At 61.4% G+C, this 25,561-nt stretch carries 19 protein-coding genes and 1 pseudogene; 4 read left to right on the top strand and 16 right to left on the bottom strand.

Annotated features, from left to right (window positions below):
- The first annotated feature begins 177 nt into the window (after positions 1 to 177).
- On the top strand, positions 178 to 1,617 hold the full coding sequence (locus tag ACEN8E_RS03055; RefSeq protein WP_495591385.1) for an ArnT family glycosyltransferase: 1,440 nt from the start codon (positions 178 to 180) through the stop codon (positions 1,615 to 1,617).
- Between the two features lie 81 nt (positions 1,618 to 1,698).
- Here ACEN8E_RS03055 and ACEN8E_RS03050 read toward each other — a convergent pair whose 3' ends face one another.
- The gene (locus ACEN8E_RS03050) at positions 1,699 to 2,532 is read right to left on the bottom strand and encodes a phosphatase PAP2 family protein (RefSeq protein WP_495591384.1); all 834 of its coding nucleotides are present in this window, start codon (positions 2,530 to 2,532) and stop codon (positions 1,699 to 1,701) included.
- Positions 2,533 to 2,566: 34 nt separating this feature from the next.
- A complete protein-coding gene (pmrG, locus tag ACEN8E_RS03045; RefSeq protein ID WP_495591383.1) occupies positions 2,567 to 3,238 on the bottom strand; it encodes a lipopolysaccharide core heptose(II)-phosphate phosphatase PmrG in 672 nt (223 codons plus the stop codon).
- A 259-nt stretch (positions 3,239 to 3,497) separates the two neighbouring features.
- Between pmrG and ACEN8E_RS03040 the strand changes: the two are divergent.
- Positions 3,498 to 4,559, top strand: a pseudogene (locus ACEN8E_RS03040) (methyl-accepting chemotaxis protein); the annotation flags it as partial.
- A complete protein-coding gene (locus ACEN8E_RS03035; RefSeq protein ID WP_429368183.1) occupies positions 4,554 to 5,417 on the top strand; it encodes a methyl-accepting chemotaxis protein in 864 nt (287 codons plus the stop codon). The pseudogene ACEN8E_RS03040 and the gene ACEN8E_RS03035, both read left to right, overlap by 6 nt.
- 158 nt (positions 5,418 to 5,575) lie before the next feature.
- Here ACEN8E_RS03035 and ACEN8E_RS03030 read toward each other — a convergent pair whose 3' ends face one another.
- The 6 genes from ACEN8E_RS03030 to ACEN8E_RS03005 form a co-directional block, all read right to left on the bottom strand.
- The gene (locus ACEN8E_RS03030; RefSeq protein ID WP_495591382.1) at positions 5,576 to 6,949 is read right to left on the bottom strand and encodes a DUF1329 domain-containing protein; all 1,374 of its coding nucleotides are present in this window, start codon (positions 6,947 to 6,949) and stop codon (positions 5,576 to 5,578) included.
- A 166-nt stretch (positions 6,950 to 7,115) separates the two neighbouring features.
- Positions 7,116 to 9,071, bottom strand: a complete 1,956-nt coding sequence (locus ACEN8E_RS03025; protein WP_495591381.1) for a DUF1302 domain-containing protein — start codon at positions 9,069 to 9,071, stop codon at positions 7,116 to 7,118.
- A gap of 41 nt (positions 9,072 to 9,112) precedes the next feature.
- Positions 9,113 to 10,414 carry a phospholipase gene (locus ACEN8E_RS03020; RefSeq protein WP_495591380.1) on the bottom strand — a complete coding sequence of 434 codons (1,302 nt, stop codon included), beginning with the start codon at positions 10,412 to 10,414 and terminating at the stop codon, positions 9,113 to 9,115.
- A 238-nt stretch (positions 10,415 to 10,652) separates the two neighbouring features.
- Positions 10,653 to 12,221 (bottom strand): FGGY-family carbohydrate kinase, encoded by a 1,569-nt coding sequence (locus tag ACEN8E_RS03015; protein WP_495591379.1) that lies wholly within the window; start codon positions 12,219 to 12,221, stop codon positions 10,653 to 10,655.
- A 20-nt stretch (positions 12,222 to 12,241) separates the two neighbouring features.
- On the bottom strand, positions 12,242 to 13,831 hold the full coding sequence (locus tag ACEN8E_RS03010; protein ID WP_495591378.1) for a glycerol-3-phosphate dehydrogenase/oxidase: 1,590 nt from the start codon (positions 13,829 to 13,831) through the stop codon (positions 12,242 to 12,244).
- Between the two features lie 5 nt (positions 13,832 to 13,836).
- Positions 13,837 to 15,432, bottom strand: coding sequence for an FAD-binding oxidoreductase (locus tag ACEN8E_RS03005; RefSeq protein WP_495591377.1), 1,596 nt, complete (start codon positions 15,430 to 15,432; stop codon positions 13,837 to 13,839).
- Between the two features lie 209 nt (positions 15,433 to 15,641).
- On the opposite strand from ACEN8E_RS03005, the gene gliR reads away from it, so the two are divergent.
- Positions 15,642 to 16,670, top strand: coding sequence for an AraC family transcriptional regulator GliR (gene gliR / locus ACEN8E_RS03000; protein WP_495591376.1), 1,029 nt, complete (start codon positions 15,642 to 15,644; stop codon positions 16,668 to 16,670).
- 4 nt (positions 16,671 to 16,674) lie between these two features.
- On the opposite strand, the gene ACEN8E_RS02995 is transcribed toward gliR, so the two are convergent.
- From ACEN8E_RS02995 to mdaB, 8 genes are all read right to left on the bottom strand, one after another.
- Positions 16,675 to 17,043: a glyoxalase superfamily protein gene (locus ACEN8E_RS02995; protein ID WP_495591375.1), complete on the bottom strand. Its 369-nt coding sequence runs from the start codon at positions 17,041 to 17,043 to the stop codon at positions 16,675 to 16,677.
- A gap of 239 nt (positions 17,044 to 17,282) precedes the next feature.
- On the bottom strand, positions 17,283 to 18,737 hold the full coding sequence (locus ACEN8E_RS02990; protein WP_495591374.1) for an N-acyl-D-amino-acid deacylase family protein: 1,455 nt from the start codon (positions 18,735 to 18,737) through the stop codon (positions 17,283 to 17,285).
- 1 nt (position 18,738) lies between these two features.
- Positions 18,739 to 19,599, bottom strand: a complete 861-nt coding sequence (locus ACEN8E_RS02985; protein ID WP_429368139.1) for a MurR/RpiR family transcriptional regulator — start codon at positions 19,597 to 19,599, stop codon at positions 18,739 to 18,741.
- A 14-nt stretch (positions 19,600 to 19,613) separates the two neighbouring features.
- On the bottom strand, positions 19,614 to 20,963 hold the full coding sequence (locus tag ACEN8E_RS02980) for a GntP family permease (protein ID WP_495591373.1): 1,350 nt from the start codon (positions 20,961 to 20,963) through the stop codon (positions 19,614 to 19,616).
- Between the two features lie 221 nt (positions 20,964 to 21,184).
- Positions 21,185 to 22,630 carry a SulP family inorganic anion transporter gene (locus ACEN8E_RS02975; RefSeq protein ID WP_495591372.1) on the bottom strand — a complete coding sequence of 482 codons (1,446 nt, stop codon included), beginning with the start codon at positions 22,628 to 22,630 and terminating at the stop codon, positions 21,185 to 21,187.
- A gap of 209 nt (positions 22,631 to 22,839) precedes the next feature.
- Positions 22,840 to 23,733 carry an NAD-dependent epimerase/dehydratase family protein gene (locus ACEN8E_RS02970; protein ID WP_495591371.1) on the bottom strand — a complete coding sequence of 298 codons (894 nt, stop codon included), beginning with the start codon at positions 23,731 to 23,733 and terminating at the stop codon, positions 22,840 to 22,842.
- 103 nt (positions 23,734 to 23,836) lie between these two features.
- Positions 23,837 to 24,748: a LysR family transcriptional regulator gene (locus ACEN8E_RS02965; RefSeq protein WP_495591370.1), complete on the bottom strand. Its 912-nt coding sequence runs from the start codon at positions 24,746 to 24,748 to the stop codon at positions 23,837 to 23,839.
- Positions 24,749 to 24,814: 66 nt separating this feature from the next.
- On the bottom strand, positions 24,815 to 25,405 hold the full coding sequence (gene mdaB, locus ACEN8E_RS02960; protein WP_495591369.1) for an NADPH:quinone oxidoreductase MdaB: 591 nt from the start codon (positions 25,403 to 25,405) through the stop codon (positions 24,815 to 24,817).
- Positions 25,406 to 25,561 lie beyond the last annotated feature (156 nt).

The following is a 25,561-nucleotide window of genomic DNA, read 5'->3' as shown; positions in this document are numbered from 1 at the left end:
GGATTTGTGCGATTCAATCAGGGACTCACCGGGCATCGAATGCCAGACTGGTTGGCGAAATAAAGGTCGACCATCCCCCTAATAGATCACAGCAGTTGTTCATGCTTTGTTAAGAAAGCGTTCCGTATACTTTTTTTCCAGCCTTTATCGGTCTTCCTTTTCCGGTAGCCAGACGTCATGTCACGCCCTGTCCCACTGCTGTTTGCACTGTGTTGCCTGCTGTTTTTCTTCGCCCTTGGCAACCACCAATTACAAGGCTCCACCGAAGCGCGGGTCGCCGGAATTGCGATGGAAATGCACCTGGATAATGACTGGGTGACGCCGCGACTTTTCAGCGAACCCTTTCTGGAAAAACCGCCCCTGAGCCTGTGGCTCGGTGCCGGGGCAATTCGCGCCTTTGGCGGTACTCCGTGGGCCGTTCGCCTGACGTCTGCTTTCGCCGGGCTGTTCAGTGTGATGCTGCTGTACGCCATGCTGCGCCGGCTCGGCCGGCCCGTCAGTGTCGCGTGGACGGCGGCGATTCTGCTGGCGACCATGGCCAGCTACTGGAGCAACGTGCGTGGTGTCGGTGAGGATGCGTTGCTCGCCCTCGGGGTGAGCGCAGCGCTGCTGGCATTCCTTGCAGGGCAACGACAAGCCAGTATCGGCAACGGATTGCTATTTGTGGCGGGGATCGCCATCGCGACCCTGAGCAAGGGCGTGCTGGGCCTGGCCATGCCGGGTGTGGTGATCTTCACGTATCTGCTGGCCACCAGCCTGATGGACAAGCGCCTGGATGTCGCGAGTTGGCTGCGGCCAGGCCTGCTGGCACTGCTGGGGCTGGTCCCGCTGATGATCTGGCTCGCGATGCTGTACCAGCGCGACGGAGTTCATGCCGTGACCGAGTTGCTGTTGACCAACAGCGTCGGTCGCTTCAGCGGTTCGTTCGTCGAAGCGGGGCATCACGAGCCGTACTATTACTACCTGGTCAAACTGCCCCAGGCCTTCCTGCCCTGGAACATTCTGGTGTACCTGGGCCTGTGGCATTTCCGTAAAAAACTGGTGGCCAATCGTTACTTGCTGCTCTTTACCCTGTGGTTACTGGCGCAATTCGTGATGCTGACGCTGGCGTCGAGCAAACGTACGGTGTACCTGATGTCGCTGACGCCCGCAGCAGCGGTGATCGCTGCCGAGTACGCGAGCGTGCTGCTCGAGCGGCTGAAGTCCCGTGAAGGTTCCCCGACCTGGATCGGTCGCGTGGCCGGGTATCGTAACGGTCTGGCGGTTGGCACCCTGGCCGTGGTCATTTGCGGTTACTTCGCCGCAGCACAATGGGCGATGCCCCATGCCGACCGGACGTTGTCCTTCCTGCCGCTGACCGAGCAGATCCAGTCGATGCAGGCCAATGGGCAACAAGTGGCCCTGTACCAGGCCAATGAGCGATTGGGCGGCGCCAGCGTGTTCTATACCCGCAGCCTGCTCAAAGGGCTCGATACCGAGGCGCAGTTGCATGAATTTCTGGGCGCATCGCCCGATCATGTCGCGGTGCTCTCCGGCGACACTGAGCCTGCCGCACCGTTGAAGGTGCTCAAGACCATGATGGTGGGGCGTCAGGCCTACTACTTCGTTGCGCAGTGAGGCATGACCCGCTGGCATTTCTTCAGGCAACAAAAAACCCGCAGCCCTTTCGGGTTGCGGGTTTTGTTGTTCAAAACGGACTCAATTCACTGGCTGAGTCTGGGCAGCCGATAGTGCTTGTTGCGCTTTGGAGAGCACCGGCCGTTCCAGCCTCGCTCGCCCGTAAAACGCCAGCGCCGTCAGCAGGCACGCCAGCCACACAAAGATCCCGGCCCAGAGGGTATGGGACATGTAGTGCCAGCCTTGCAGCACCCGCGTTGTGCCGTAGATGAAACCGAGGGTCAGCGAGCCGTACATGATCGCCTTGGAATAGCGCCAGCGATAACGGCGAGCCACGAAGTACAACGCCAGCATGGTGAAACCACCCGACGCATGTCCGCCCGGCCAGCAGCGACCGTCACCGGCGACTTTCAGCAGGTCGAAGTTTTCATACCACTCGACGTGCTCCTTTTTGCCGCCGTACTGGGTGGTCTCGATCGGGCAATACACGCTGGTGTGGCCCTTGAGGTAGTGAATGACCCCGGTGCTGATGGAGAACGCGAACACCACATAGAGAAAGTCCCGACGGTGGCGGGTGGCAAAGCGCAACACCGGTGCGACTTTGATTTTTTCCAGGAAAGCGATGATTTTCGAGTGCTTTTCCGCCTTCAGACGCGGCCAGAGAAACGACAGCAAGGCACCGATAATCGCAATTTCACCGGTCCAGTTCGGAATGATCCGTGCCCATTTATGGGTAATTTTTTCGAACAGATGGGATTGGTCCAATGGGTACGTCTGCGTCACCGGATCAAAAAAGTAATTGTTGAAGGCGATGTCGATTTTCGTCATGTCGAACATCAGAAACACCGCGACCGCGCAGGCCAGCGGAATACCGAAATTCACCCAGTAAAAGCGGTAGCGAGAAGCGGTCAGCATTGTGAATCCTGATTCAAAAAGAGGAGGGAACGACTCAATGAGTGCTCACCGTGCTCCAGTCAGAAGCATCGATGAAGCCAAGCATGCGCGGAGTTTGCGGGGTTTCGACGGAAATAAACAGCGAAGCGCCATAACCCAGCGTCGAAGGCGGCAAGTCGAGGTCTTTTTCCAGTTGCTCCATGCACTCGCTATGGGTCACCAGCACCAGGTTACGCCCGGCCACCTTATGCGCAAGCGTGTCTCGCAGCATGGTGCCTTTGCAACTGATCAGCCAGTCTTCCCCCGTGCCAACTTTGTTGAACATGAAGTTTGCAGTCTGTGCCGTGCGCAGGATCGGGCTGTTGTAGATATCGGCCTTGTCCAGGCCAAGATGCTTGTACTGTGCCCCGAGGCTCTCGGCAACACTACGAGCGCGCGCGGTAATGCCATCGTTGCCAATCAGGCAAGGCGCCGAGGAGTGATCGCAGCGCTCGACGTGGCGCACCAGTACGATCACGTCGCCCTTGGCCCAACCCGTCATCAAAGCCTGTGCACCGGCCACGTTGCCGTGCGCCAGGTCCGGCGCGGTGGCGGGACGCAGCAGAAACACGGTCAGCGGGATGACCAACAGCGCCGAGGCCAACACCACCGCAGCGTTGCGATAACGGGCGAAGCGATTCAGATCGATCGAGCGTTTTACCCCGAAAAGACTCAGTCTTAATTCCACATCAAGCCGCCTCGCCGGCACGGACTACCTCATTAGATCCGCAAAGGCTAAAGAAACGTGCGTTGCCGTCGGGTGAAAGACATGTGAAAAAAAGCTTAAAAAGCTGCAAAAACCTTGTTACAGAATTCTCCGTACAAAATCCTTTCAGCTCCCGGGATTGCTGCCGATACATCCTGCTTACACAGCTTGGCGGCTCCCAAAAAAAACAATCTTCCAGCCAACCGACGAAATAGAAACACTACGTTCCTGGAGGAATTTGATGAATAGCTGGTTCGGCAACATCAGCGTGAACCTGAAACTGGGCCTTGGATTCGGCCTGGTCCTGGCCCTGACCTGCGTCCTCGCCCTGACCGGCTGGACCAGCCTGGGCGGATTGATCGACCGCAGCAACTGGATGAGCGACATCACCCAGCTCAACGCCGGCCTGACCAAGCTGCGCGTGGTTCGCCTGCAATACATGCTGACCAACGGCGACGAAACCGCCGCACAGAGCGTGCAGACCACTCTCGATGCCTTCTCGGCCCAGCAACAGGCCCTGCTGGCGAAGTTCAAGAGCCCGGAAAACCTCAAGCTGCTCCGGGAACAGGGCGCCGTCATCGACGCCTACAGGACGTCCCTGGACAAAATGCGCAACGCCTACCGCGCCGGCAACAGCGCCCGCGACGCCATGAGTGCCAACGCCGAAACCGCCAACACGCTGATCAATGACATCAATACCCGCGTGCAGCAAATGCCGCCGAGCGACCAGCGCTTCGATCAATTCCAGGCCATTACGGCTGCCAGGGAAGCGTTTCTGCTGACCCGCTACGAAGTGCGCGGCTACACCGCCAGTACCAATGCCGAGACCGAGCAAAAAGCGGTCGGCCAACTGGATGCCGCCATCGCCAGCCTGAAACCGCTGAACGCGCATTTCGCCGACACCCGGCAAGACGCCCTGCGTCAGCTGGAAGCTGCGCTGGGCAACTACCGCAGCGCCTTGCAGGCCTACAAGGCCGCCAGCAATGACGCGGTGCAAGCGCGCAAGGAAATGACTGATCAGGGCGCCGCCATCGTGTCCCAGAGCGATCAGCTGTATCAGATCCAGCTCGACCGTCGTGACGCCGAAAGCGCCCGGGCGCGCACCTTGCAACTGGTCAGCACCTTGTTGGCCTTGCTGGTGGGCGTCATTGCCGCCGTGCTCATCACTCGCCAGATCACCCGCCCATTGCGCGAAACCCTGGCGGTGGTCGACCGCATCGCCAGCGGTGACCTGACCCAGAACGTGCTGGTCACCCGCCGCGACGAACTCGGCGTGTTGCAGCAAGGCATCGCACGCATGGGCGTGACCCTGCGCGACTTGATCAGCGGCATCCGCGACGGCGTGACCCAAATCGCCAGCGCCGCCGAAGAGTTGTCGGCCGTGACCGAGCAGACCAGCGCCGGGGTCAACAGTCAGAAAGTCGAGACCGATCAGGTCGCGACCGCCATGCACGAGATGACCGCCACCGTGCAGGAAGTCGCGCGCAACGCCGAAGAAGCCTCCCAAGCCGCTGCTGCGGCGGACGGCGAAGCCCGTGAGGGTGACAAGGTGGTCAACGAAGCCATCGCCCAGATCGAGCGCCTGGCCAGCGAAGTGGTGCGCTCCACCGAAGCCATGAGTGTGCTGCAACAGGAAAGCGACAAGATCGGCAGCGTCATGGATGTGATCAAGGCCGTGGCCGAACAGACCAACTTGCTCGCGCTCAACGCCGCCATCGAAGCGGCCCGCGCCGGGGAAGCCGGTCGAGGTTTTGCGGTGGTGGCCGACGAGGTCCGCGGCCTGGCCCAGCGCACCCAGAAATCCACCGAGGAAATCGAAGGCCTGGTGGCCGGCCTGCAGAACGGCACGCAACAAGTGTCGGCCGTGATGAACAACAGCCGCACCCTCACCGACAGCAGCGTGGCCCTGACCCGCAAGGCCGGCGAGTCACTGGAGAACATCACCCGCACGGTGTCCAATATCCAGTCGATGAACCAGCAGATCGCCGCTGCTGCCGAACAGCAAAGCGCCGTGGCCGAAGAGATCAGCCGCAGCATCATCAACGTGCGCGACGTGTCTGAACAGACCGCGGTCGCCAGCGATGAGACCGCCAGGTCCAGCGTTGAACTGGCGCGGCTGGGTGGTCAATTGCAGCAGCTGGTGAGCCACTTCCGCGTTTGACGCTCAGTCAGTGCTGAGTTAACGATCCCATCGCGAGCAGGCTCGCTCCTACAGGTAACGTGATTAACCTGTGGGAGCGAGCCTGCTCGCGAAGGCGATCTGACTGATTGCCTCTTTTCAAGTCATTGAAAAGCTTTGTGCTACCCCGCTTACAACACTCACCGCGTACCACGCTGGCGCAACGCCGACGGCATGAAGTACGCGTCTTCCGGCACCGGTTGGGCGAAGTCCACGGTGGCCGGCTCTTCGTTGTCCAGGTTTTGCACGTAGTAACGACGCGCCTGCAAGTCATGGAAGACGTCCAGCGCACTCCAGGTGGTGGGCAGGTCGTAGAAGTTTTTCAGGTAGGCCATCGACACCCGCCACAACTCCCCTCGCCCGTCATATTGATCCACCAGTGCGGCGCCCCAACTGTCCTCGTCCAGAAACAGCACGCGCTTGGAGTAGATATGCCGTGCGCCCGGCTTGAGCGTGCCTTCGACCACCCAGACCCGATGCAGCTCATAACGGGTGAACTGCGGGTTGAGGTGGCCCGGTGTGAGCAACTGCGCGTACTTCACCTCAGGGCTGCCGACCTTGTAGTTGTTATAGGGAATGTAGACCTCTTGCTTGCCCTTGAGCTTCCAGTCGTAGCGGTCTGGCGAGCCGTTGAACAGGTCGGTATCGTCCGCCGTGCGCAGGCCGTCGGATGAAGCGATCGGGGTGTCATACGCGAGGTTCGGCGCCCGGCGCACACGGCGTTGGCCCGCGTCGTAGACCCAGGCCTGACGCGGGTCCTTGAGCTGGTCCAGGGTCTCGTGCACCAACGCCGCGCCGCCAGCCAGCCGGGCCGGGCTCTTCACGAAGGCCAGGTAGTAAAACAGGATGTTTTTCAGGTCGGCGAACTGCCCGCCCGGGCGGTAATAGTTGAAGAGCCCCTCCTGCTGCGAGGTCACCAGCGCGAAGCTGCCGTTGCGTTGTACCGGCGCTTCGGAGGCACGCCGGACCACATAGATGCCGCGATAACGGGTGATGTGGTTCCACAGCACCTCGATCCCGTCCTTGGGCACCGGGAACGGCACACCGCCATAGGCATCGGCAAAACCGGTGCCGCCATCGAGCAGCTTGGCCGAGGTCGCATTTTTCAAGGTGTTGTCATACAGCCACTGCGGTGCCGAGCCTGAGCGACGGGAGGGATAGACCGGCATCTGGAAGGTGTCGGGGTAGCTGTTGAACAGTGCGATCTGACCCGGGCTGAGGTGGGCCTTGTACTGATCGAGGTTGGCCTTGGTGATGGTGAACAGCGGCTTGTCCGCCGCATAGGGGTCCAGGTGATGCTGGCCAGGCTTGTAGCCCGCCGGCGCCTGGGTGATGCCGCCGTTCCAGGCCGGAATGGTCCCGGCGGCGTTGCCGGCACGCTCGGCACCCAGCGGCGTCAGCGTGGTTTTCAATTGCTCGGCCAGTTGGGGCGTGACCGCGGCCAGCGCGCTGCCGGCGGCAAGGCTCAGGAACAGTGCCAGTGTGGTCTTGGTCAGTCTTGATGTGTGAAACATGATCGTTCTCCGAATTAAAGGCAGCAGGCCTGCAACACACAGCGGATCACCTGTGGGAGCGAGCCTGCTCGCGAAAGCGGTATGTCAGGCGGCATTTGTATTGGCTGTGCGGCCCCCTTCGCGAGCAGGCTCGCTCCCACAGGGGCTGCATCTGTGTTCCGGGTAATCAAAGGAAGTACTTGAGGTTGAAGCCGACGTTGTCGCGGTCGCGCAGGCCGTTGTCCTGCCCGCCGCCATAGAACTCGGTGTATTGCAGCTCGGCCTCCAGCTTGTTCTGGTAGTTGGCCTTGATCCCCAGGGTGTAGGCCTTGCGCCCCTCGATGATGTTGCCCGCCTGATAGCTGTTGCCCTCGAAGTCCTCCTTGTAGACGACATAAGGCGAGACGTTGACCCCGGCATACACGTCGTTCCAGGTGCCGTTGAGCATCGCGGTGTAGCTGTAGGAGTTGCGGTTGACCTGGTCGCTGCGCTCGCCGCCGGACACATAGGAAAAGTTACCGGTGCCAGCGAAGTAGCGGGTGCTGCCGTCAAAAGCGGTGTATTGCAAGCTGCTGCCGCGCAAGTGTTCGGACGCCAGCTCGAATACGCCGAACATCGAATCGAACGACAGGCTCGGACCGAAGTTGTAAATGGTGCCGACGGAGGTGTTGAACGCCTCCACCCGCTGGGCGTTATTGATCTGACTGGCGAGCGTGACCTGCTGCCCGCCAATGTTGATGGTCTGGCCGGCCGCCGCTGCGGCAGCGCCGTTGGCCAGGTCGCCGATCAGGTCGTTGGTGGCGGCGACCCCGATGGGCAGGTTCGGCCGATAAGCCACTTCACCGAACACCGACGCCTGGCCCAGGGTGGTGTTGAAACTGAAGCCGTACATGCGGATGTCTTCGGCGTAGCGCCGATGCGCCTGAATGTTGCCCAGCACGTCCACGGTCGCCAGGCCGTTGGCCAGTTGCCCCGCCTGACTGCCGGCGACACCGGCCAACAGGTTGGTCAGGGCATTCATGTCGATGCCCTTGTACCCTCCCAGATCAGCGGAAATGGTCGGTTCCTTGGCGTGGTAGTTGACCATGTACAAGCCGAATTCGGTGCTGTTGAGTGCTTCTGCGATGTAGCGAAAAGCGAAACCGAACTGGCCGTCATTGCGCGCGTTGAAATCCTTGCCGACCGAGGCCACCTTGACGGTGTTGCCAAAGGCGGGGGTGACCCCGCTGGCGTACAGGCCGGTGGTCCTCAAGGCCTGGTTGAGTAGCGGGTTGTTGCCCAGTGCACCGTACAGGTCGATCACGTTGCCGAACCCCGGCACCGGGGTGTCCAGCGCGGTACCGCTGAAGTTGTTGTAGGCGGTGTTGCCACCGTCGGCGAACAGGTCCGTCTGCGAGTAGAACGTGCCGACCGGGTCGATGCGGGTTTCCTTCCAGTTGGTCTGGTAAAAACTTTCCATGGTCAGGCTATCGGTCAGGCCGATGTTGAAGCTCAGCGCTTCCACCGGTACCAGTACTTCCTTGACTTCGGCCCCGGGCAGACGGTACTTGGCCGCATCCACCGGGTTGGTGGTGTTGATCCCGCCACGGTAGAAAATTCCCTCGCCCCAGTTGAACACCTGGCGCCCTATACGTGCCGTGAGTGGCATCTGCGCTACATCCCAGTTGCCGTAGAGGTAGGCGTCGAGCATCTCCACCCGGCTGCCGGCGATATCGCGGGTCTGGTCAGTGAAGTGGTCGTCCTGCGGAAAACTCTGACTGGGTTGCGACGGGCTGTTGTTGCGCAAGTAATCGTTGCGCTTGTCCATCAGCTGGGTGTCATAGAACGCAGTGCCGCGCACGAACATCCCGTAGTTCTGATAGTTGGCCTCGAGCTCTGAAGTGATCTTGTACACCTCGGAAACCAGCCCGGTGTCGAAGTTGCGATTGCCGTCGTTGGTGTTGACGTCGTCGTTGGTCTTGTCCCGGCCCTGGACCCGCCACAGGCGACCATAGGACAAGGTACTGTCGAATGAACCGGTGACCTGATTGTCCAGCGCACTGAACTCCCCGGCCTGCACGCCGTCGACCGCGCACAGTTGCAGCAGCCCTGCCAGGCCGACGCCGGGTAGCGCTGCGCCAGACAGGCGAAATCGAGTGCTCATGATGTGTTCCCCTTTCCCTGGTTTTATTGTTTTTGTGTGCATTACTGCGATGGTTCGGGCGCCAATCCCGCAGTGACATAAATCCGGCTGTGCGCACCGAAATGTCGCAGCAGTTCGAACAACTGCCGGTTGAGTGCCGGATGGTCGAAATCTTCGCGCTGCAGCTGATTGCCGCTGCTGAAATCGCTGGTGATCGGTGCTGTGTCCAGCCACTGGCCGATGGCTTCATCGAACGCTGCGGATTCGTCGACAGACTCGGCACTCACCACTTCGCGCAGGTAGTCCACCGAGTACGGCGGGTAATGGGCGTCCCGGGCGGAATCGGTATAAGCGTCGAGCATCGGATGGGGCTGACCGGCGCGCAGCAAACGACGCAGCCAGGTCGACTGATACTTCTCCACCTCCATGTGCCGGGTCGCAACGCGTTCGATGGACGCCTGTTTATCGGCAGCGAAACCGGCCAGTGCCTTGCCTTCCAGCAGAAGAAGACTGGCAAGGTCGACGCCGGGCAATGGCTTGGCGTGATAAGGCTGGGTCAGGTCCTGAATGTGGTGCAGGCCCCAGCCGAGAAAGCGATAGCCCCAGTAAGAATGACCCGTGGCAAAGGCCAGTCGCGCCAAGCCCATGTACTGGTAGGCGCGCCAGTCAGGCCAGCTGCGTTCGAGAAATCCGGCAGCGGCGTACACCACCGGACTCTCATGGAAGAAGCCCATATGGAACGGCGCCTGGGAGCTGTACTGAAACCGTGCGTCTCCAAAGGGCTGCGGGCCGAAGCCGTACAGCGCGCCAACTCCGCCGGGGTTGTCGCTGAACAGGTTGATGTCGTGGCCGTAATCAGGCTCATCGGCGGCGCTGGCCAACACGGCCAAGGGCGCGACTTGTTCGTGGTCGGTCACGCGGATGAAGCGTTGGCGATTCCACGGCGACAGGGCCTGCTCCACCATGACCTGCTCGGCCTTGAGGTGTTCACGCTCGGGCAGATCCTTGCCGGGCAGCGGCTGGATGACCATCGCCAGGTGAATCTGCGGATTGATCCGCAGCGCGGTGAGGAAGTCATGCCGCAAGTTGTCCCCGGGCACTGCGGGCAGCCGCAAATTGTCAGGGCGTGGCGGGTAGTGGGTGAAGTGCTCGCGGGCGAAGCGTTCCTGCTCGTCGAGCAACGCGCTCACGGCCGTGTATTGTTGCGAGAGAAACTGTTCCAGCGGTTCGACTTCGACCTGTGGTGCATCGCGCAAGGCCGGCAGATCCTGCAACGCCAGGTAGCTGCCCACCGTATGGTTGGACCAGCCCCAGGCTGTCGGGGCCGTTGCACAGAGCAGCAACAGGAGGAATGTCAGTTTCATTGCCTGGTTCTTATTGGATGTGCCATGGGGGTTGAGCCTAACAACCGACCCTGCCCCTGACACTGTCCGATCTCACCAGAAAAGTTCTCCGATAGCGCCACATGAGATGGCATGAAAACACCACTGGCCCCTGTGGGAGCGAGCCTGCTCGCGAAGACGGCGGCACAGTCAAAAATGATGTGACTGATACTCCGCATTCGCGAGCAGGCTCGCTCCCACAGGGTTCCCGGGTGTTTTTCTAAGCCGGGTAACCGGTAATTTTGCGGATGCTTTGGTACAACGGCTTGAGCTGTCGATACATGCGCAGGTAAACCTCTGTGTACAGTCGCTCATAGATCTGCTGCGCCTCGGGTTGCGGCATGAATACCGTTCCGACCCGAGTCATGGCAGCCGTCGCCGCGGGGAAATCCGCATGCAGCCCCAGCCCTACCGCGCAGCAAATGGCCGCACCGAGGCCAGACGCTTCGTAGACATGCGGACGCTCGGCCGGCAGGCCGAAAATGTTCGCCGTGAGTTGCATCGCGGCATCACTCTGGGAGCCACCACCGGCGACGCGCAAGCGCGTGATGGAGACCTTCGAACGTTTCTCGATCTTCTCCAGGCCCTGCCGCAAGGCATACGCCAGGCCTTCGAGGATCGCCCGGTAAATGTGCGCGCGGGTGTGCACGTCACCGAAGCCGATCATCGCGCCCTTGGCTTCCACCCCCGGCTCGCGAATGCCCGGCGACCAGTAGGGTTGCAGCATCAGGCCCATGGAGCCCGGCGGCACGGCGTCGACCAGCGCATCGAAGAGTTGCTCGGGTTCTACGCCCTGGGCTTTGGCCTGTTGCATCTCGCGCAGGCCGAACTCGTTCTTGAACCAGCTGACCATCCAGTAGCCGCGATAAATCATCACCTCGCAGTTGTATTGATCCGGCACCGCCGACGGGTAAGGCGGAATCAACGGGACGATTTCCAGGTAGCGCGACCGGGTACTGGTGATCGTCGCCGTGGTGCCGTAGGAAAGGCACACGGTGCCGGCGTCGACGACACCGGAACCCACGACTTCGCAGGCCTTGTCGGCACCTGCGGCGATCAGCGGCAACCCCTCGGGAATGCCCGTATGGCGACTGGCCTCGGCGCTGATGTAGCCGAGGGTTTCACCGGGCTTGTGCAGGCTCGGCAGTTGCTCGGGACGCACCGCCAGCGCCTGCCATTTCCAGTCGGCGGGTGCGGCCCATTTCAGGCGTTTGAAATCGAAGGGCAAGTAGCCGACGCAACACCCCACGGAATCGACAAAACGCCCGCACAGGCGGTGGGTGAGGAACCCCGAGAGCAGCAAAAACTTGTCGGTCGCCGCCCACACATCCGGCTGGTGACGGGCGATCCAGTTGGCCTCGGCCTGGGCGCGAAAGTAGTCCACCGTGGCTTGCGCGCCGACCAGTTTGAACAGCCAGCCCCACGGTCCCTTGATACCGCCTTCGACTTCGGCCTGGCGTTGATCGAGCCACAGGATCGCCGGGCGCAGCGGCTTGCCCTGGGCATCGACGTTGATCACCGTGCCGCGCTGGGTAGTCAGGGATACACCGGCAATCTGCGAACGATCGATGCCGGTTTGCTGCCACAACTGCTGGCAGGCTTCACCCAGTTTTGCCCAGTAATACTCCGGATCCTGTTCGGCCCAGCCGGGTTGCGTCGAGTAATAGGCCTGCAACTCGACCTTGCCTTTGCCCAGCAGATTGCCCTGCAGGTCGAAGAGCAGCGCGCGCACGCTCTGGGTGCCATTGTCGATGGCCAACAGGTAACGCTTGTTCGGGTGGTTATCCATGGAGCTCTCTTCAATGGGCATCAATGCGCGGCATCCGGCAAACCATGATGGCGTTGCCACAACGTCATGTAGCGCTGTTGCTCCTGCTGCCAATGCTCATCGTCCCAACCCAGCCGCGGCTGGCAGAGTCGGCGAATCGCCGGCCAATAATCTTCGGCGCCTCGAGGCAGCAACAGGCCCAGGCGGGTGCGGCGCAGCAGCAGGTCATCCAGGTGCAGGACCATTTCCGCATCGCAGGCAACGGCCAGTTCCGCCCACAAGGTGTCAGTGCTTCCTACAGTTTCGTGGCCAAATTCGGCAATCAGTTGCGCCAACCTCGGCAGATCACGGCCATGCCGCCCGGCCAGCCTCCGCCAGCGATTGGCGCTGAGTCCCGGTATCGACAACGGCGGTACGACGGCGAAAACCGGCGCGGCGTCATCATTGAAGGGCCGGCCGAGCATGCTCGCGCAGGCCTTGAGCACTTCGATCGCCTGAGGGCGAAAGGTGGTCAGCTTGCCGCCGGCCAGGGTCACGCAACCCGGTTCCTGCCACAGCACATGCTCACGGGTTTCATTCGATGGCTTGAGTTCACCTGCTGCGCTGCCCACCACCGGGCGCACGCCCGACCAGGTCGACAGCACATCGGCGGCGACCACTTCAGCCTGGGGGAACTGTTGGCTGCAGGCAGCCAGCAGATAGTCGAGCTCATCAACGCTGATGCTCGCGCTCTGATCCAGATCGCCGTGATGATCGAGGTCCGTGGTACCGATCACCGTGGCACCCTCCCAGGGGAAAACGAACACCGGCCGACGGTCGCGCGCGTGCAGAAAGGTGAAGGCTTGCGCCACTGGCAGGCGCCAGCCTGGCAACAGCAAATGACTGCCACGCAACGGGCGCAACTGGCGAGGCGCATCGGACGGGCGCAAGCGCTCGGCCCACGCGCCGGTGGCCACAGCCAACACACCACAACGCAATGTCAGTAATCCGCCACCCTCGCAGTCCTCGACCTGAACACCGCAAACGCGCCCCGCTTCACGCAGCAATTGCTCCACGCGCACACCGTTGAGCACCACGGCGCCGTCGGCCCGGGCCTCACCCAATACACGCATCACCAGGCGGGCATCATCGGTCAGCGCATCGACAAAACAGGTGCCGCCCAGCAGGTCATCTTCCTTCACCCCAGGCGCCAGATAACGCAGTTGTTGCGCGTCATGGAAGCAATGGCTGCGCCGCCCGGCCAATGCGTCATAGATGGACAGCAAACCACCCAGCACCCACGGCCCGGGAAAGCCGCCACGGTAATGCGGCATCATGAAGCTCATTGGCTCCACCAGCCCCGGCGCTTCGTCGAGCAGGCGCTGGCGCTCGCGCACCGAATCGCGGGTCAGGCGCCACTGGCCCTTGGCGATGTAACGCAAGCCGCCATGGACCATTTTCGAGGAACGGCTGGAGGTGCCCCAGGCGAAATCGCGCTGTTCCAGCAACAGGCAACGCCAGCCCCGGCGCGCGGCTTCGCGCAGGATGCCGGCGCCGCTGATGCCGCCGCCGATGACGATCAGGTCCCAGGTTTCATCCGCCAGCGTCGGCAGCACCTGCTGTCGCCACGCCGCGTTCCAGTCCAGGCTCATGGCCGTCACTCCTGCAACAGCGTGCCAGGGTTCAGGCGCCCGGCCGGATCAAAATGCCGACTCAGTGCCTGCAGGGTCTGCATTGCCAGCGCGCCCTTTTCCCGGCGCAGGTACGGCGCATGGTCCTTGCCCACGCCATGCTGGTGACTGATGGTGCCTTGGTTGTCGACGATGGTCTGGCTGGCCGCCTGCTTGAGTGCCTGCCATCGGGCCAGGGTGGCGGGATAGTCCGCCGCCGGGCGAAACACATAGGTGGTGTAGATGCTCGATCCTTCGCCGTAGACATGGGAAAGGTGAGTGAAGACATGCACCCGTTCGCCCTCGGCAGCCAAGGCATCGCGCAGGCTGTTTTCGACAAGCGTGAGCAGGTTATCGACGTTGCTCCAGTCAGTGGCCGTTTCCAGGGTGTCCACCACGTAACCCGCGTTCCACAGGTTTTCGCGCAGGTAGGGAAAACGAAAACGGTTCTGCGCCCACTTCTTGCCGAGCAAGGTGCCGGTAAATACCCCGCCGAACGCCTTGAGGTGCTGCCGGGCCTGACGCAGGGACAGCGCATTTTGCCGACGGTTGCCGGTCACGCCGAACGTCAGCAGGCATTTGCCCGCACCGGCGCCGCGCAGGGCCAGGTACTTTTCCAGCCAGGCGATCTGTTGCGGGTGACCGGCCAGCGCCAGTTGGGTTTCGGTTTCCACCGCGTTGGACAGGCGCAGCATCGACAGCGGCACGCGCGCCTGGGCCAACTGGCGGATGGCTTGCAGCGCCTTGGGCCAATCGGGCAGAAACACCCCATAGAAACGCTCGTCGGCGGGCAGTGCGCTGACCCGCACCTTGACCTCGGAAATGATCCCGAAACGGCCTTCACAGCCCAGCACCACTTCGCGCAAATCAGGACCGGCCGCCGAAGCCGGGAAAGATGGTATGTCCAATGGGCCGGCAAAGGTTTCCAGGGTCCCGCCGGCGAACAGTTGCTCGATCCGCCCATAACGCAATGACTGCTGGCCACTGGAGCGGCTGGCGACCCACCCCCCCAGGGTCGACAGCTCCCACGATTGCGGGAAATGCCCCAGGGTGTAACCACGGGCGCGCAACTGACTTTCCACCTGCGGTCCAGTGGTGCCGGGGCCGAAGGTGGCCAGCAGGCTCTCTTCGTCGAGATCCACCAGGCGACTCATTCGCGCCAGGGAAACCGTCACCACCGGCCGCGCGGAACTCGGCGGGTTGATGTGACCGGCCACCGAGGTGCCGCCGCCATAAGGAATCAGGCACAGGTCCTGTTCATGGGCGAGCAACAGTAACCGGCGAATCTGTTCAGCGTTCGTGGGATAGGCCACGGCGTCGGGATAATTCCCCAACGCGCCCTCACGCAACGCCAGCCAGTCCGGCAGGCTCTGGCCCCGCGCATGCAACAAACGTTCATGGGCATCCACGCTGTACAGGAAGTGTTGCTGCAACCGCGACGGGGGCACGCGGGTCAATGCCGTTTCAAGCGTCGCATCGGGCAGCGCTCGACCGTCACCCACCCGTTGGGCGAGAAAACCCGCGCCCTGGGCCGGCAGTTCGACCACCGTGGTTGCATCTCCCCAGCCGTTCCAGCGTCGCATGCGTGTGTCCTTTTGCGGTTCTGATCAGTGATATTTCAGGCCCCCATACTAGTGCGCCGCCCGAAAGTGTCACGGTCGCATCCGGCCAGTTCGAGTAGCCAATTGAGTCAAACGTCGCGCAAGCGTCAGGCATTTACTTTAGCCGTGGTTTCAAATTACCTTTCAGGGCATTCATCCGCGCACGCGGGCCTTGATCAAAGGAAACGATCATGCAATCGCTGGGCTTCACTTCAGTTCCGCCGCTGCTCAAATACCTGCGTCATGCCGAACAACTGGGCATGGCCATCGAGCCTGCGTTGGCGGCTGCCGGGTTGCAGGCACAGCAGTTGAGCGACAACAGCCTGCGGTTGCCAGGTGAAGCCCATGAACGGCTGCTCGATTATTTCTGCGAGCACTCGGGCGATGCGCTGTTCGGTCTCAACGCCGCCCGTTTTGTGTTGCCCAACTCCTGGAGCGTGCTGGGCTACATCACCATGAACTGCGCGACGCTGGGCGATGCCATGAGCCGCATCATGCCGTTCGAGAAGCTGGTGGGGGACATGGGCGTCAGCCGTGCCGAGGTGCAGGACAGCGGCGTGCACCTGATCTGGACATGCCGCCACCAACGCCCGCGAATTCGCCGACACCTGGTGGAAAACGTGCTCGGCTCCTGGCTGCAATACGCGCGCTGGATCGCCGACACGCAAATGTCGCCGGCCGCCGTCTGGCTGGAACATGCATGCCCCGCCGACACGACGCTGGCGCAGTACGAGGAGTTTTTCGATTGTCCGGTGCTGTTCGACCAGCCTTATTCGGCGCTGATTGTCCCGTTGCCGTATTTGCAATTGCCATTGCGCCAGGCCGATGCGCAACTGCTGCGCACGCTGGAAGAACATGCCCAGGGATTGATGGCCACGCTGGAGGACGCGTCGCTGGAACAACGGGTCAAAAGCATCCTGCGCCAGTTGCTCAAGGAAGGTCTGCCACGCAAGGAGCAGGTGGCCGAGCATCTCGCCGTGTCAGTGCGTACGCTGCAACGCCAGCTGCATCAGGCCGGTACGTCGTACCAGCAGATCCTCGATGACCTGCGCCAGGAGCTGGCCGAGCATTACCTGCTCAACAGCACCCTGCCGATTCAGGACATCGCCCAGTACCTGGGTTTCACCGAACCCCGCTCGTTTCACCGCACGTTCAAAAGCCGGCGCGGGATGCCGCCCGGCGAGTTTCGCCAAACCCATCGGGTGTCGAACGAAGGCTGAAGGCTCAGAGGCTGATCGCGTTGGTGAACACCAACCGATTGCCGAACGGGTCGGCGATGGTCATGTCCTGGCTGCCCCACGGCATGGCCTGAATCTGTGGATGGGAAAACCGGTATTGCTTGGCCAACAGTTGCTGTTGAAACGACTCCAGCTCATCGGTCTCGATCCGCAGCGCAGAACCCGGCGTGCTGTCGCCATGGTGTTCGGACAAGTGCAGCACACATTCACCACGGGAGATTTGCAGGTACAGCGGGAAATTCGCTTCGAATCGATGCTGCCAGTCGATCTTGAAACCGAGGAAGTCGACGTAGAACTCCACTGCCTTGGCTTCGTCGAAAATACGCAGGACCGGAGTGGTTTTGCCGAAGCTCATCGAATTGCTCCCAGACGGTGAAAGACCTGTAGGAGCGAGCTTGCTCGCGATGGTCGTTAACGATAACGCGTTTTGACTGGCTAAACGCGGCGCTCTTTTGTCCATCGCGAGCAAGCTCGCTCCTACACAATACGTACCGACCAGCAATGGTAGTCGGGTTTGATGTCAGTCCTTCGGCCCGGAAATGACATTCTTTAATCTCAAAGTGCCACCACTGTGACGCAGTCCTCGAAACTCACTCAAAACCCCGTCCGCAAATCCCCTTCACGAGCCAGGAACCGTCCTTCCCTGCGCCCGTTGGCCTGGCCATCACGGTAACTCAACACACCGTTGACCCATACGCCCTCGATGCCTTGCGCAGCCCGCTGCGGATCGTTGAAATCGGCGACATCACGGATGGTTGCCGGATCGAACAACACCAGGTCCGCCCAATGACCTTCGCGGATTTCACCGCGCTCCTTCAAGCCGAATCGCGCCGCCGACAGGCCAGTCATCTTGTGCACAGCGGTGTGCAGCGGGAACAGTCCTACGTCACGACTGAAATGTCCGAGCACCCGGGGAAATGCGCCCCACAAGCGTGGGTGTGGGAACGGGTCTTCCGGCAAGCCGTCGGAGCCGACCATCGACAACGGATGCGCGAGGATCCGGCGCACGTCGGCTTCGTCCATCCCGTAATACACCGCGCCGGCCGGTTGCAGTTGGCGGGCGGCATCCAGCAACGGCATATTCCATTCGGCAGCGATGTCCATCAGGTCGCGGCCGCCCATTTCCGGGTGCGGAGTCGACCAGGTGATGGTGATGCGGTGGGCATCGGTCACTTGCTTGAGGTCCAGGGTCGATGAACTCGCGGCGTAGGGATAACAGTCGCAACCGACCGGGTGGGTCTTCGCCGCCTGTTCGAGGGATGCCAGCAACTGCGGACTACGCCCCCAGTTTCCGGCACCGGCACATTTGAGGTGGGAAATGATTACCGGGCTTTGAGCATGACGACCAATCCGGAACGCCTCGTCCATGGCCTCCAGTACCGGTTCGAACTCGCTGCGCAAATGGGTGGTGTAGACCGCGCCGAATGCCGTCAATTCTTCGGTCAGTTGCATCACTTCGTCGGTCGATGCCGAGAAGGCGCTGGCATAGGCAAGGCCGGTGGACAAGCCCAGGGCGCCAGCTTCGAGGCTGTCACGCAGTTGCTCGCGCATCGCGCTGATTTCATCGGCCGTGGCGGTGCGAAACAGGTCGTCCAGATGATTGCTGCGCAACGCCGTATGGCCGACCAGCGCGGCAACGTTCAATGTGGTGTTGGCCGCTTCGACTGCCGTGCGGTAGTCGCGAAAGGTCGGATAAACGAACGCCGCGGCCGTGCCGAGCAGGTTCATCGGATCCGGCGGATCACCGCGCAAACTCACCGGCGACGCACTGATCCCGCAGTTGCCGACGATCACCGTAGTCACGCCCTGGCTGAGCTTGGGCAGCATCTGCGGCTGACGAATCACCACGGTGTCGTCATGGGTGTGCACGTCGATGAAACCCGGCGCCAGCACCTGCCCCGCTGCGTCGATTTCTTCGTTCGCGTGGGCATCGCGCAAGTCGCCAATACGCTCGATGCGCCCATTGAGAATGGCCACGTCGGCGGGGTAACCGGGGCTGTTGCTGCCGTCGATGATCAGGGCGTTGCGAATCAGCGTGTCGTACTGCATGTCAGTCTCCCAGCGGCAAGTGATCGTCGCCGCCGCGGTATTCGTCCAGGGCGAGTTTGATCCGCCGCAGACGTTCTTGATTGTCTTCAGGATTGGCCAGGGCCAGCTCGGTGGCAAGCACATCGATGGCCAGCAGCATGCCGTAGCGTGCTGCCGTGGGTTTGTAGATGAACGAGGTTTCGGCACTTTGCAGGGGCAATACGATGTCGGCCAGTTGCGCCAGCGGCGAACCCGCGAGCGTAATGGCCAGAATGCGGGCGCCATAGTTGCGCGCCAGCTCCACCGTTTCAATCAGCTCCGGGGTGATGCCAGTGAGCGAGCAGACAATCACCACCTGTTCAGCACTGAGACTGGCGGCGGTGACGCGCATCATCACCGCATCGTGGCACACCGCAATCGGGTAGCCGAGGCGCACCAGGCGCACTTGCAGTTCGTCGCTGCACAGGGTCGAGCAACCGCCCATGCCGAAAGCGTGAATCATCCGCGCCTTGCCCAGCAGTTTCACCGCGTCGGCAAAACGCGACTCGTCAAATGCCGCCAGGTGCTGGCGCAAGGTCGATTCGATGTCACTCACGATCTGCCCATAGAACGCCGACTGCTCGGGCGTGCCCGCCGGGTCGAGAAAGCGACTGCCGACGCCGCTGGCCTGGGCCAGTTGCAAACGCAAGTCGCGCAAATCCCGGCAACCAACGGTGCGGGCGAAACGCGACAGCGTGGCGGTGCTGACCTCTGCCCGCAGCGCCAGTTCATCGAGGCTGGCGGAGGCGGCAAATCCTACGTCATCGAGCATCAGGCGGGCGATGCGTCCTTCACCGGCGCTGAAGGAATCCTGACGGGCGCGGATCTGGTAGAGGATGTCCATGCGGGTGGCTCCGGCTAAATCAGATAAGAAAGGCCAACGGTCAGTCCGAAGGCGACGACCGAGATCAATGTCTCGAGCACGGTCCAGGTCTTGAAGGTTTGGGCAACGGTCATGTTGAAGTATTCCTTGATCAACCAGAAACCGCCGTCGTTAACGTGGGAAAAGATAACCGACCCTGCGCCAGTCGCCAGCACCAGCAGCTCCGGATGGGGATAACCCAGACCAATGGCCACGGGTGCAACCACGCCTGAAGCGGTCGTCATGGCCACAGTGGCAGAACCGGTGGCGATGCGCATCAGCGCGGCAAACAGCCAGCCCATCAACAGCGGCGACAGATGAAATTCGTGGGCCAGGCCAACGATCTGGTCGGTGACGCCGGCGTCCACCAGAATCCGGTTCAAGCCACCACCGGCGCCCACCAACAGCGTAATGCTCGCGGTTGGCGCCAGGCACTCGTTGGTGAACTTGAGGATCGATTCGCGGTTGAAGCCCTGCGCCAGGCCGAGGGTCCAGAAGCTCAGCAATGTCGCCAGCAATAGCGCGATCACCGAGTTACCGATGAACAGCAGGAACTGGTTGAAACCACTGCCCGGCGTGGAAATCAGATTGGCCCAGCCGCCGATCAGCATCAGCACCACCGGCAACAGGATGGTCGCCATGGTGATGCCGAAACTCGGCAGGCCCTTGCGGGGTTCACGCTCCAGGAACTGGCGCTCCAGCGGGTTTTCCGCCGGCAATTGAATACGCGGCACGATGAATTTGGCGTACAGGGGACCTGCAATGATCGCGGTCGGAATACCGATCAGGATCGCGTACATCAAGGTCTGCCCCACCGACGCCTGATACACCTGCACCGCCAGCATCGCCGCCGGGTGCGGTGGCACCAGCGCATGCACCACCGAGAGCCCGGCGACCATCGGCAAGCCGACCATCAGGATCGACACGCCCACGCGCCGCGCCACGGTAAAGGCAATCGGCACCAGCAAAACGAAACCGACTTCGAAGAACAGTGGCAGCCCGACCAGAAACGCGATGCACACCATCGCCCAATGCGCGTTCTTCTCGCCAAAACGGTCGATCAGCGTGCGCGCCATCTGCTCGGCGCCACCGGACTCGGCCATCATCTTGCCGAGCATGGTCCCCAGCGCCACCACCAGCGCGATGTGCCCCAGGGTTTTGCCGACACCCGCCTCGTACGCCCCCACCACACCGGAGGGTGGCATCCCGGCGACCAGCGCCAGGCCAAGGGAGATCAGGGTGATGACAATGAACGGATTGAGCCGGTAACGAGCGATCAGAACGATCAGCGCGATGATGGCAACGGCGGCATACACCAGCAGCCAATAGCCGAAGGACGGGGTCATGCGGTACTCCTCGAGAGGGTCACGTCGAAATATTTGTGAAACTCTTAAAACATTTCGACAGGTGATTTTCAAACGAGGTGAAAGTAATTTTCGTGCACGGGTAAGAAGTGTCGTACAGAGACATGGCGTGTCGCGAATTATGAAAGTCGGCCGTACGAATTTTCATCGCAAAAAGACAGATCTTTCCCACGCCCAGTGTGGGAAAGATCGAATGACCGGGTTCAGTCGTGCTGCATCCGGGCGCGCTTGAGCAATTTCTTGCAGCGCTCGGACAAATGCAGCACACGCAAGTGCTTGCCAGCCTTGGCGTAGCGCTCGCGCAAGGTGCCCAGTGCAGCGATGGCCGAGTAATCGACAAAACTCAGGTGACGACAATCCAGGGTCACTTGCACAGGGTCATTGGCCGGATCGAACTGATTGAGAAATGGAGTAGTCGAGGCGAAGAACAACGTGCCATGCAGCCGATACAGCTTGCTGCCGTCGTTCTCCAGATAACTGTCGGCATACAGCTGGCGGGCCTGCTGCCAGGCAAAGTTCAGCGCCGCAATGATGATGCCGCAGAGCACCGCAACGGCCAGGTCGGTGAACACGGTAATCACCGTCACCGCGATGATCGCCAGCACGTCGTTCAGCGGCACTTTGTTCAGCACCCGCAACGAGGCCCAGGCAAAGGTCTGCTGCGACACCACGAACATCACCCCGACCAGCGCAGCCAATGGAATGCGCTCGATCAATGGTGACAGAAACAGGATGAACAGCAGGATCGACACCCCGGCCACCACCCCGGACAAGCGCCCGCGACCGCCGGAACTGAGGTTGATCACGGTCTGGCCGATCATGGCGCACCCGCCCATGCCACCGAACACACCGGACACAACATTCGCCGCCCCTAGCGCCACGCACTCGCGATCCGGGTAACCACGGCTCTCGGTGATTTCGTCGGTGAGGTTCAGGGTCAACAGAGTTTCCAGCAACCCGACCAGTGCCATCAGGATCGCGTAGGGCACGATGATCCGCAGGGTGTCCAGATTCCACGCGATGTCCGGCAGTGCCAGCGTCGGCAAGCCACCGGCGATGTGCGCCATGTCGCCCAGGGTGCGGGTCGGCAGGCCAAGCAGATACACCGCCAGGCCCACACCGAGAATCGCCACCAAGGCCGGCGGCACCGTACGGGTCAGGCGCGGCATCACATAGACAACAGCCATGGTCACCGCGACCAGCCCGAGCATCATGTACAGCGGCGTACCGCTCAACCAGGCCTCACCGTTCTTGAAGTGCTCCAGTTGCGCCAGGGCAATGACGATCGCCAGGCCGTTGACGAAACCGAGCATCACCGGATACGGCACCATGCGCACCAGCTTGCCGAGTTTGAGCAGCCCGAACGCGATCATGATCAGTCCGCCCAGCAACACCGTGGCCAGCAAATACTGCACGCCGTGCTGCACCACCAGCGCGACGATCACTACGGCCATCGAGCCCGCCGCGCCGGACACCATGCCTGGTCGCCCGCCAAACAGCGCGGTCAGGGTGCAGATGATGAATGCGCCATAGAGCCCCATCAGCGGATTGAGATGCGCCACCAACGCGAAAGCGATGCACTCGGGCAACAGGGCGAAGGAGGTGGTGAGTCCGGCCAGGACATCGGCGCGTAGACGTTTTGCTTTCATGGGGAACGCACACTGGGAGAGACGAGAAATGAGTGTGCGGATGTTACGGAATCGGGGGCGGCCCGGCCAGTTAATGGGCTGCTGAAACAGCTTCGCGAGCAGGCTCGCTCCCACATTTGATCTGCGTCCAACTCAAAATCCGTGTACGACGCAAATTCCCTGTGGGAGCGAGCCTGCTCGCGATGGAAGCAACTCGGTCTACAGCGAACTCACACCATCTCGCCGCGAATCCACTCAACCACCGACGTCCGCTTCGGCGCCCAGCCCAGCAGCTCCCGCGCCTTACTGCCGCGCACCCGGCTATTGGAGCCCAGGCCATAGTTGGCCATTTCATAACCCCACTCGGCTTCGGCGTCCTTGAGCGGCCAGTCTTGCGGTTCGCCGAGGTTCAGCGCCCGGGCCATGGCGGTGGTCATGTCGATGAACGACGCTTCACCGCTTTCGACGAAGTAGAAGGTGCCGGGGACATTTTTGGTCAGCGCCAGCAGGTACAGCGCCACCACGTCCTCGATGTGCACGTTGGACCAGATGTTCCGGCCGATGCCGACATGGCGTACCACGCCGCTTTTGCGCGCCTGTTTGAGCAAGCGCGGCAGTTGCACGCTGTCACGATGGACACCCAGGCTGTGGCCGTAGATCAAGGTGTTGCAGATCACCGCCGAGTTCACCCCGTCCATGACCGCCGCCAGGATCAGGTTATCGATGGCCACTCGCGCCGCCTTGTCGACGGTCGGCTCCGGCAGGTTGTCTTCGAAGTAGATGACATCGCTGGATTTACCGCCCGAAGCATCACCGACAATGCTTGAACCGCTGGTATGCAGGAACACTTTGCCGGAACCGCGCAAGGCATCGAGCAAGGCTTGCACCGCACCACGATGATCGCTGCTGGCGGCGTTGATCACCGCGTCGGCAGCCAGCGCCTGATCGGTCAACAGGGCGGAGTCGTCAAGGGTACCGATCACCGGGGTGATGCCCAGCGCTTTCAGTTCATCGGCCTGTTCGGGGTTGCGTACCAGACCAGTGACGTTGTGACCGGCCTGGACCAGGCCCGTGGCGATGGAACCGCCGATAAAACCGGCAGCACCGGTAACGAATACGTTCATGGAGAAACTCCCTGCGTTGATAAGTGATGCAACGAGTATCCAGCAGCGATTCCTGGCGAAAAATCCCTGCCGGCCCAATTCACTCTTGCGCAGGAATCACGAATCAACCCTTGAAGTCTGCGCTCGCATAATCCGCCAATTTGCCCTGGATAAAATCCAGGAAGCATTGAATCCGCAGGGCCAGCTGCGAGTTGCGGTAGTACACCGCGTTGATCGGCTGGCGATAGCCGCTGTTGAACTCGGCCAGCAACACTTTCAAGCGTCCGGCACGAATGTCTTCGATGGTCATGAAATGCGACAGGCTGGCGATGCCCTGGCCGTCCAGGGCGAGATGGCGGATGGTCTCACCGCTGGAGGCGCTGATCGATGCCTGGATCGGCCAGCGATCGCCATGCACATAACGCAGCGGCCACTGGTTGAGGCCTTCGTTCTGGGTGAACCCCAGCAGCGTATGGTTGGCCAGGTCAGCCACGGCGGTCGGCGTGCCGTGCTTTTCCAGGTAGGCGGGGCTGGCGACGATGTGCAGCGGGCTGCAACCCAGGGAGCGGGCATGCAGGGTCGAGTCGGTCAGGGTACCGATGCGGATGGCGATGTCGGTGCTCTGCTCCAGCAGGTCGATGATCAGATCATTGCTGTTGAGTTCGAGCTGGATGTCGGGGTAGAGCCGGCGGAATTCATCGATGTAGGGCACGATGGCGTGCAGCATGAACGGTGATGCCGCGTTGATGCGCAAACGCCCGGAAGGCGTTTGCTGGCGTGAGGACAGACGCTCTTCGAGCTCGTCCATCTGATCGAGAATCCGCTTGGCGTGCTCGAAGAAGTACTTGCCCTCTTCGGTCAAGTCCATGCGCCGCGTGGTGCGATTGATCAGCGTGGTATCGAGCTTGGCCTCCAGCCGCGACAGCGTACGACTGACCGCCGAAGGCGTTTGCCCGACCTGCTCGGCCGCCGCAGAAATCGACCCGCATTCAATCACGCAGACGAAAATCTGCAATTCATCGGATCTGGCTTTCACGTATGTCCTCTTTTGCGAGTCGGCGCGGCGATCTTCCTGGCCGTTGCCTCGGATAGTAGCCGAGCGCTACGCCTTGAGGCCAAACACCTCAGCCAAATGCTGCTCATAACGTGCCACGTCGCCTTCGATGTTCGGGCGTTTCATCACGTCCACGCACAGGAAGGTCGGCAAACCGGTCATGCCGAGGAACTCGTTGGCCTTGTGGAACGGGAAGTACACCGCGTCCACACCTTTGGCTTCAAAGAAATCGGTCGGGTCGTCGAAGGCTTGCTGCGGGGCATTCCAGGTCAGCGACAACATGTACTGCTTGCCGTGAATCAGGCCACCGCTGCCGTACTTCTGCGAGGCATCCGAACGGGTGCGACCGTCGCTGGCATAGAGGCTGCCATGGCCTTCGGTGAAGACTTCGTCGATGTACTTCTTCACGGTCCACGGCGCCCCCATCCACCAGCCGGGCATCTGGTAAATGATCACGTCGGCCCAGAGAAACTTGGCCACTTCTTCGGCAACGTCGTAGCCCTCGTCGATGAAGGTGGTTTTGACATCCACGCCGCCACGATCCAGCACGCTCAACGCGGCTTCATGCAGGGTGGCGTTGTAGCGGCCATCGGAGTGGGCGAATTTTTTGCCGCCATTGAGCAACAGGACTTTTTTCATGAGTGATCTCGGGAAGGGTCAGGAATTTGATGGCGGCAGAATACCGACCGGCCTCGCGTGGAATAAGCACCCATCCCGCAAAATTCATTTGACCCACAAGCACGAATCAGCAGGCGATTGTTGCCTTAGACTGGCGCCAGTTCAGACTTGAGGAGA

The sequence above is a fragment of the Pseudomonas sp. Pseusp9 genome (assembly GCF_059491265.1).
This window is presented reverse-complemented; position numbering and strand designations above follow the sequence as displayed.

Excerpts from the sequence above, each read along its gene's own strand:
- ACEN8E_RS03025 (WP_495591381.1), bottom strand. The coding sequence starts at position 9,071 with ATGAGCACTCGATTTCGCCTGTCTGGCGCAGCGCTACCCGGCGTCGGC.
- ACEN8E_RS02975 (WP_495591372.1), bottom strand. The coding sequence starts at position 22,630 with ATGAAAGCAAAACGTCTACGCGCCGATGTCCTGGCCGGACTCACCACC.
- ACEN8E_RS03005 (WP_495591377.1), bottom strand. The coding sequence starts at position 15,432 with ATGCGACGCTGGAACGGCTGGGGAGATGCAACCACGGTGGTCGAACTG.
- gliR (WP_495591376.1), top strand. The coding sequence starts at position 15,642 with ATGCAATCGCTGGGCTTCACTTCAGTTCCGCCGCTGCTCAAATACCTG.
- ACEN8E_RS03055 (WP_495591385.1), top strand. The coding sequence starts at position 178 with ATGTCACGCCCTGTCCCACTGCTGTTTGCACTGTGTTGCCTGCTGTTT.
- ACEN8E_RS03030 (WP_495591382.1), bottom strand. The coding sequence starts at position 6,949 with ATGTTTCACACATCAAGACTGACCAAGACCACACTGGCACTGTTCCTG.
- ACEN8E_RS03010 (WP_495591378.1), bottom strand. The coding sequence starts at position 13,831 with ATGAGCCTGGACTGGAACGCGGCGTGGCGACAGCAGGTGCTGCCGACG.
- ACEN8E_RS02995 (WP_495591375.1), bottom strand. The coding sequence starts at position 17,043 with ATGAGCTTCGGCAAAACCACTCCGGTCCTGCGTATTTTCGACGAAGCC.
- ACEN8E_RS03050 (WP_495591384.1), bottom strand. The coding sequence starts at position 2,532 with ATGCTGACCGCTTCTCGCTACCGCTTTTACTGGGTGAATTTCGGTATT.
- ACEN8E_RS02980 (WP_495591373.1), bottom strand. The coding sequence starts at position 20,963 with ATGACCCCGTCCTTCGGCTATTGGCTGCTGGTGTATGCCGCCGTTGCC.
- mdaB (WP_495591369.1), bottom strand. The coding sequence starts at position 25,405 with ATGAAAAAAGTCCTGTTGCTCAATGGCGGCAAAAAATTCGCCCACTCC.
- ACEN8E_RS03015 (WP_495591379.1), bottom strand. The coding sequence starts at position 12,221 with ATGGATAACCACCCGAACAAGCGTTACCTGTTGGCCATCGACAATGGC.
- ACEN8E_RS02970 (WP_495591371.1), bottom strand. The coding sequence starts at position 23,733 with ATGAACGTATTCGTTACCGGTGCTGCCGGTTTTATCGGCGGTTCCATC.
- ACEN8E_RS03020 (WP_495591380.1), bottom strand. The coding sequence starts at position 10,414 with ATGAAACTGACATTCCTCCTGTTGCTGCTCTGTGCAACGGCCCCGACA.
- ACEN8E_RS02990 (WP_495591374.1), bottom strand. The coding sequence starts at position 18,737 with ATGCAGTACGACACGCTGATTCGCAACGCCCTGATCATCGACGGCAGC.
- ACEN8E_RS03035 (WP_429368183.1), top strand. The coding sequence starts at position 4,554 with ATGGGCGTGACCCTGCGCGACTTGATCAGCGGCATCCGCGACGGCGTG.
- ACEN8E_RS02985 (WP_429368139.1), bottom strand. The coding sequence starts at position 19,599 with ATGGACATCCTCTACCAGATCCGCGCCCGTCAGGATTCCTTCAGCGCC.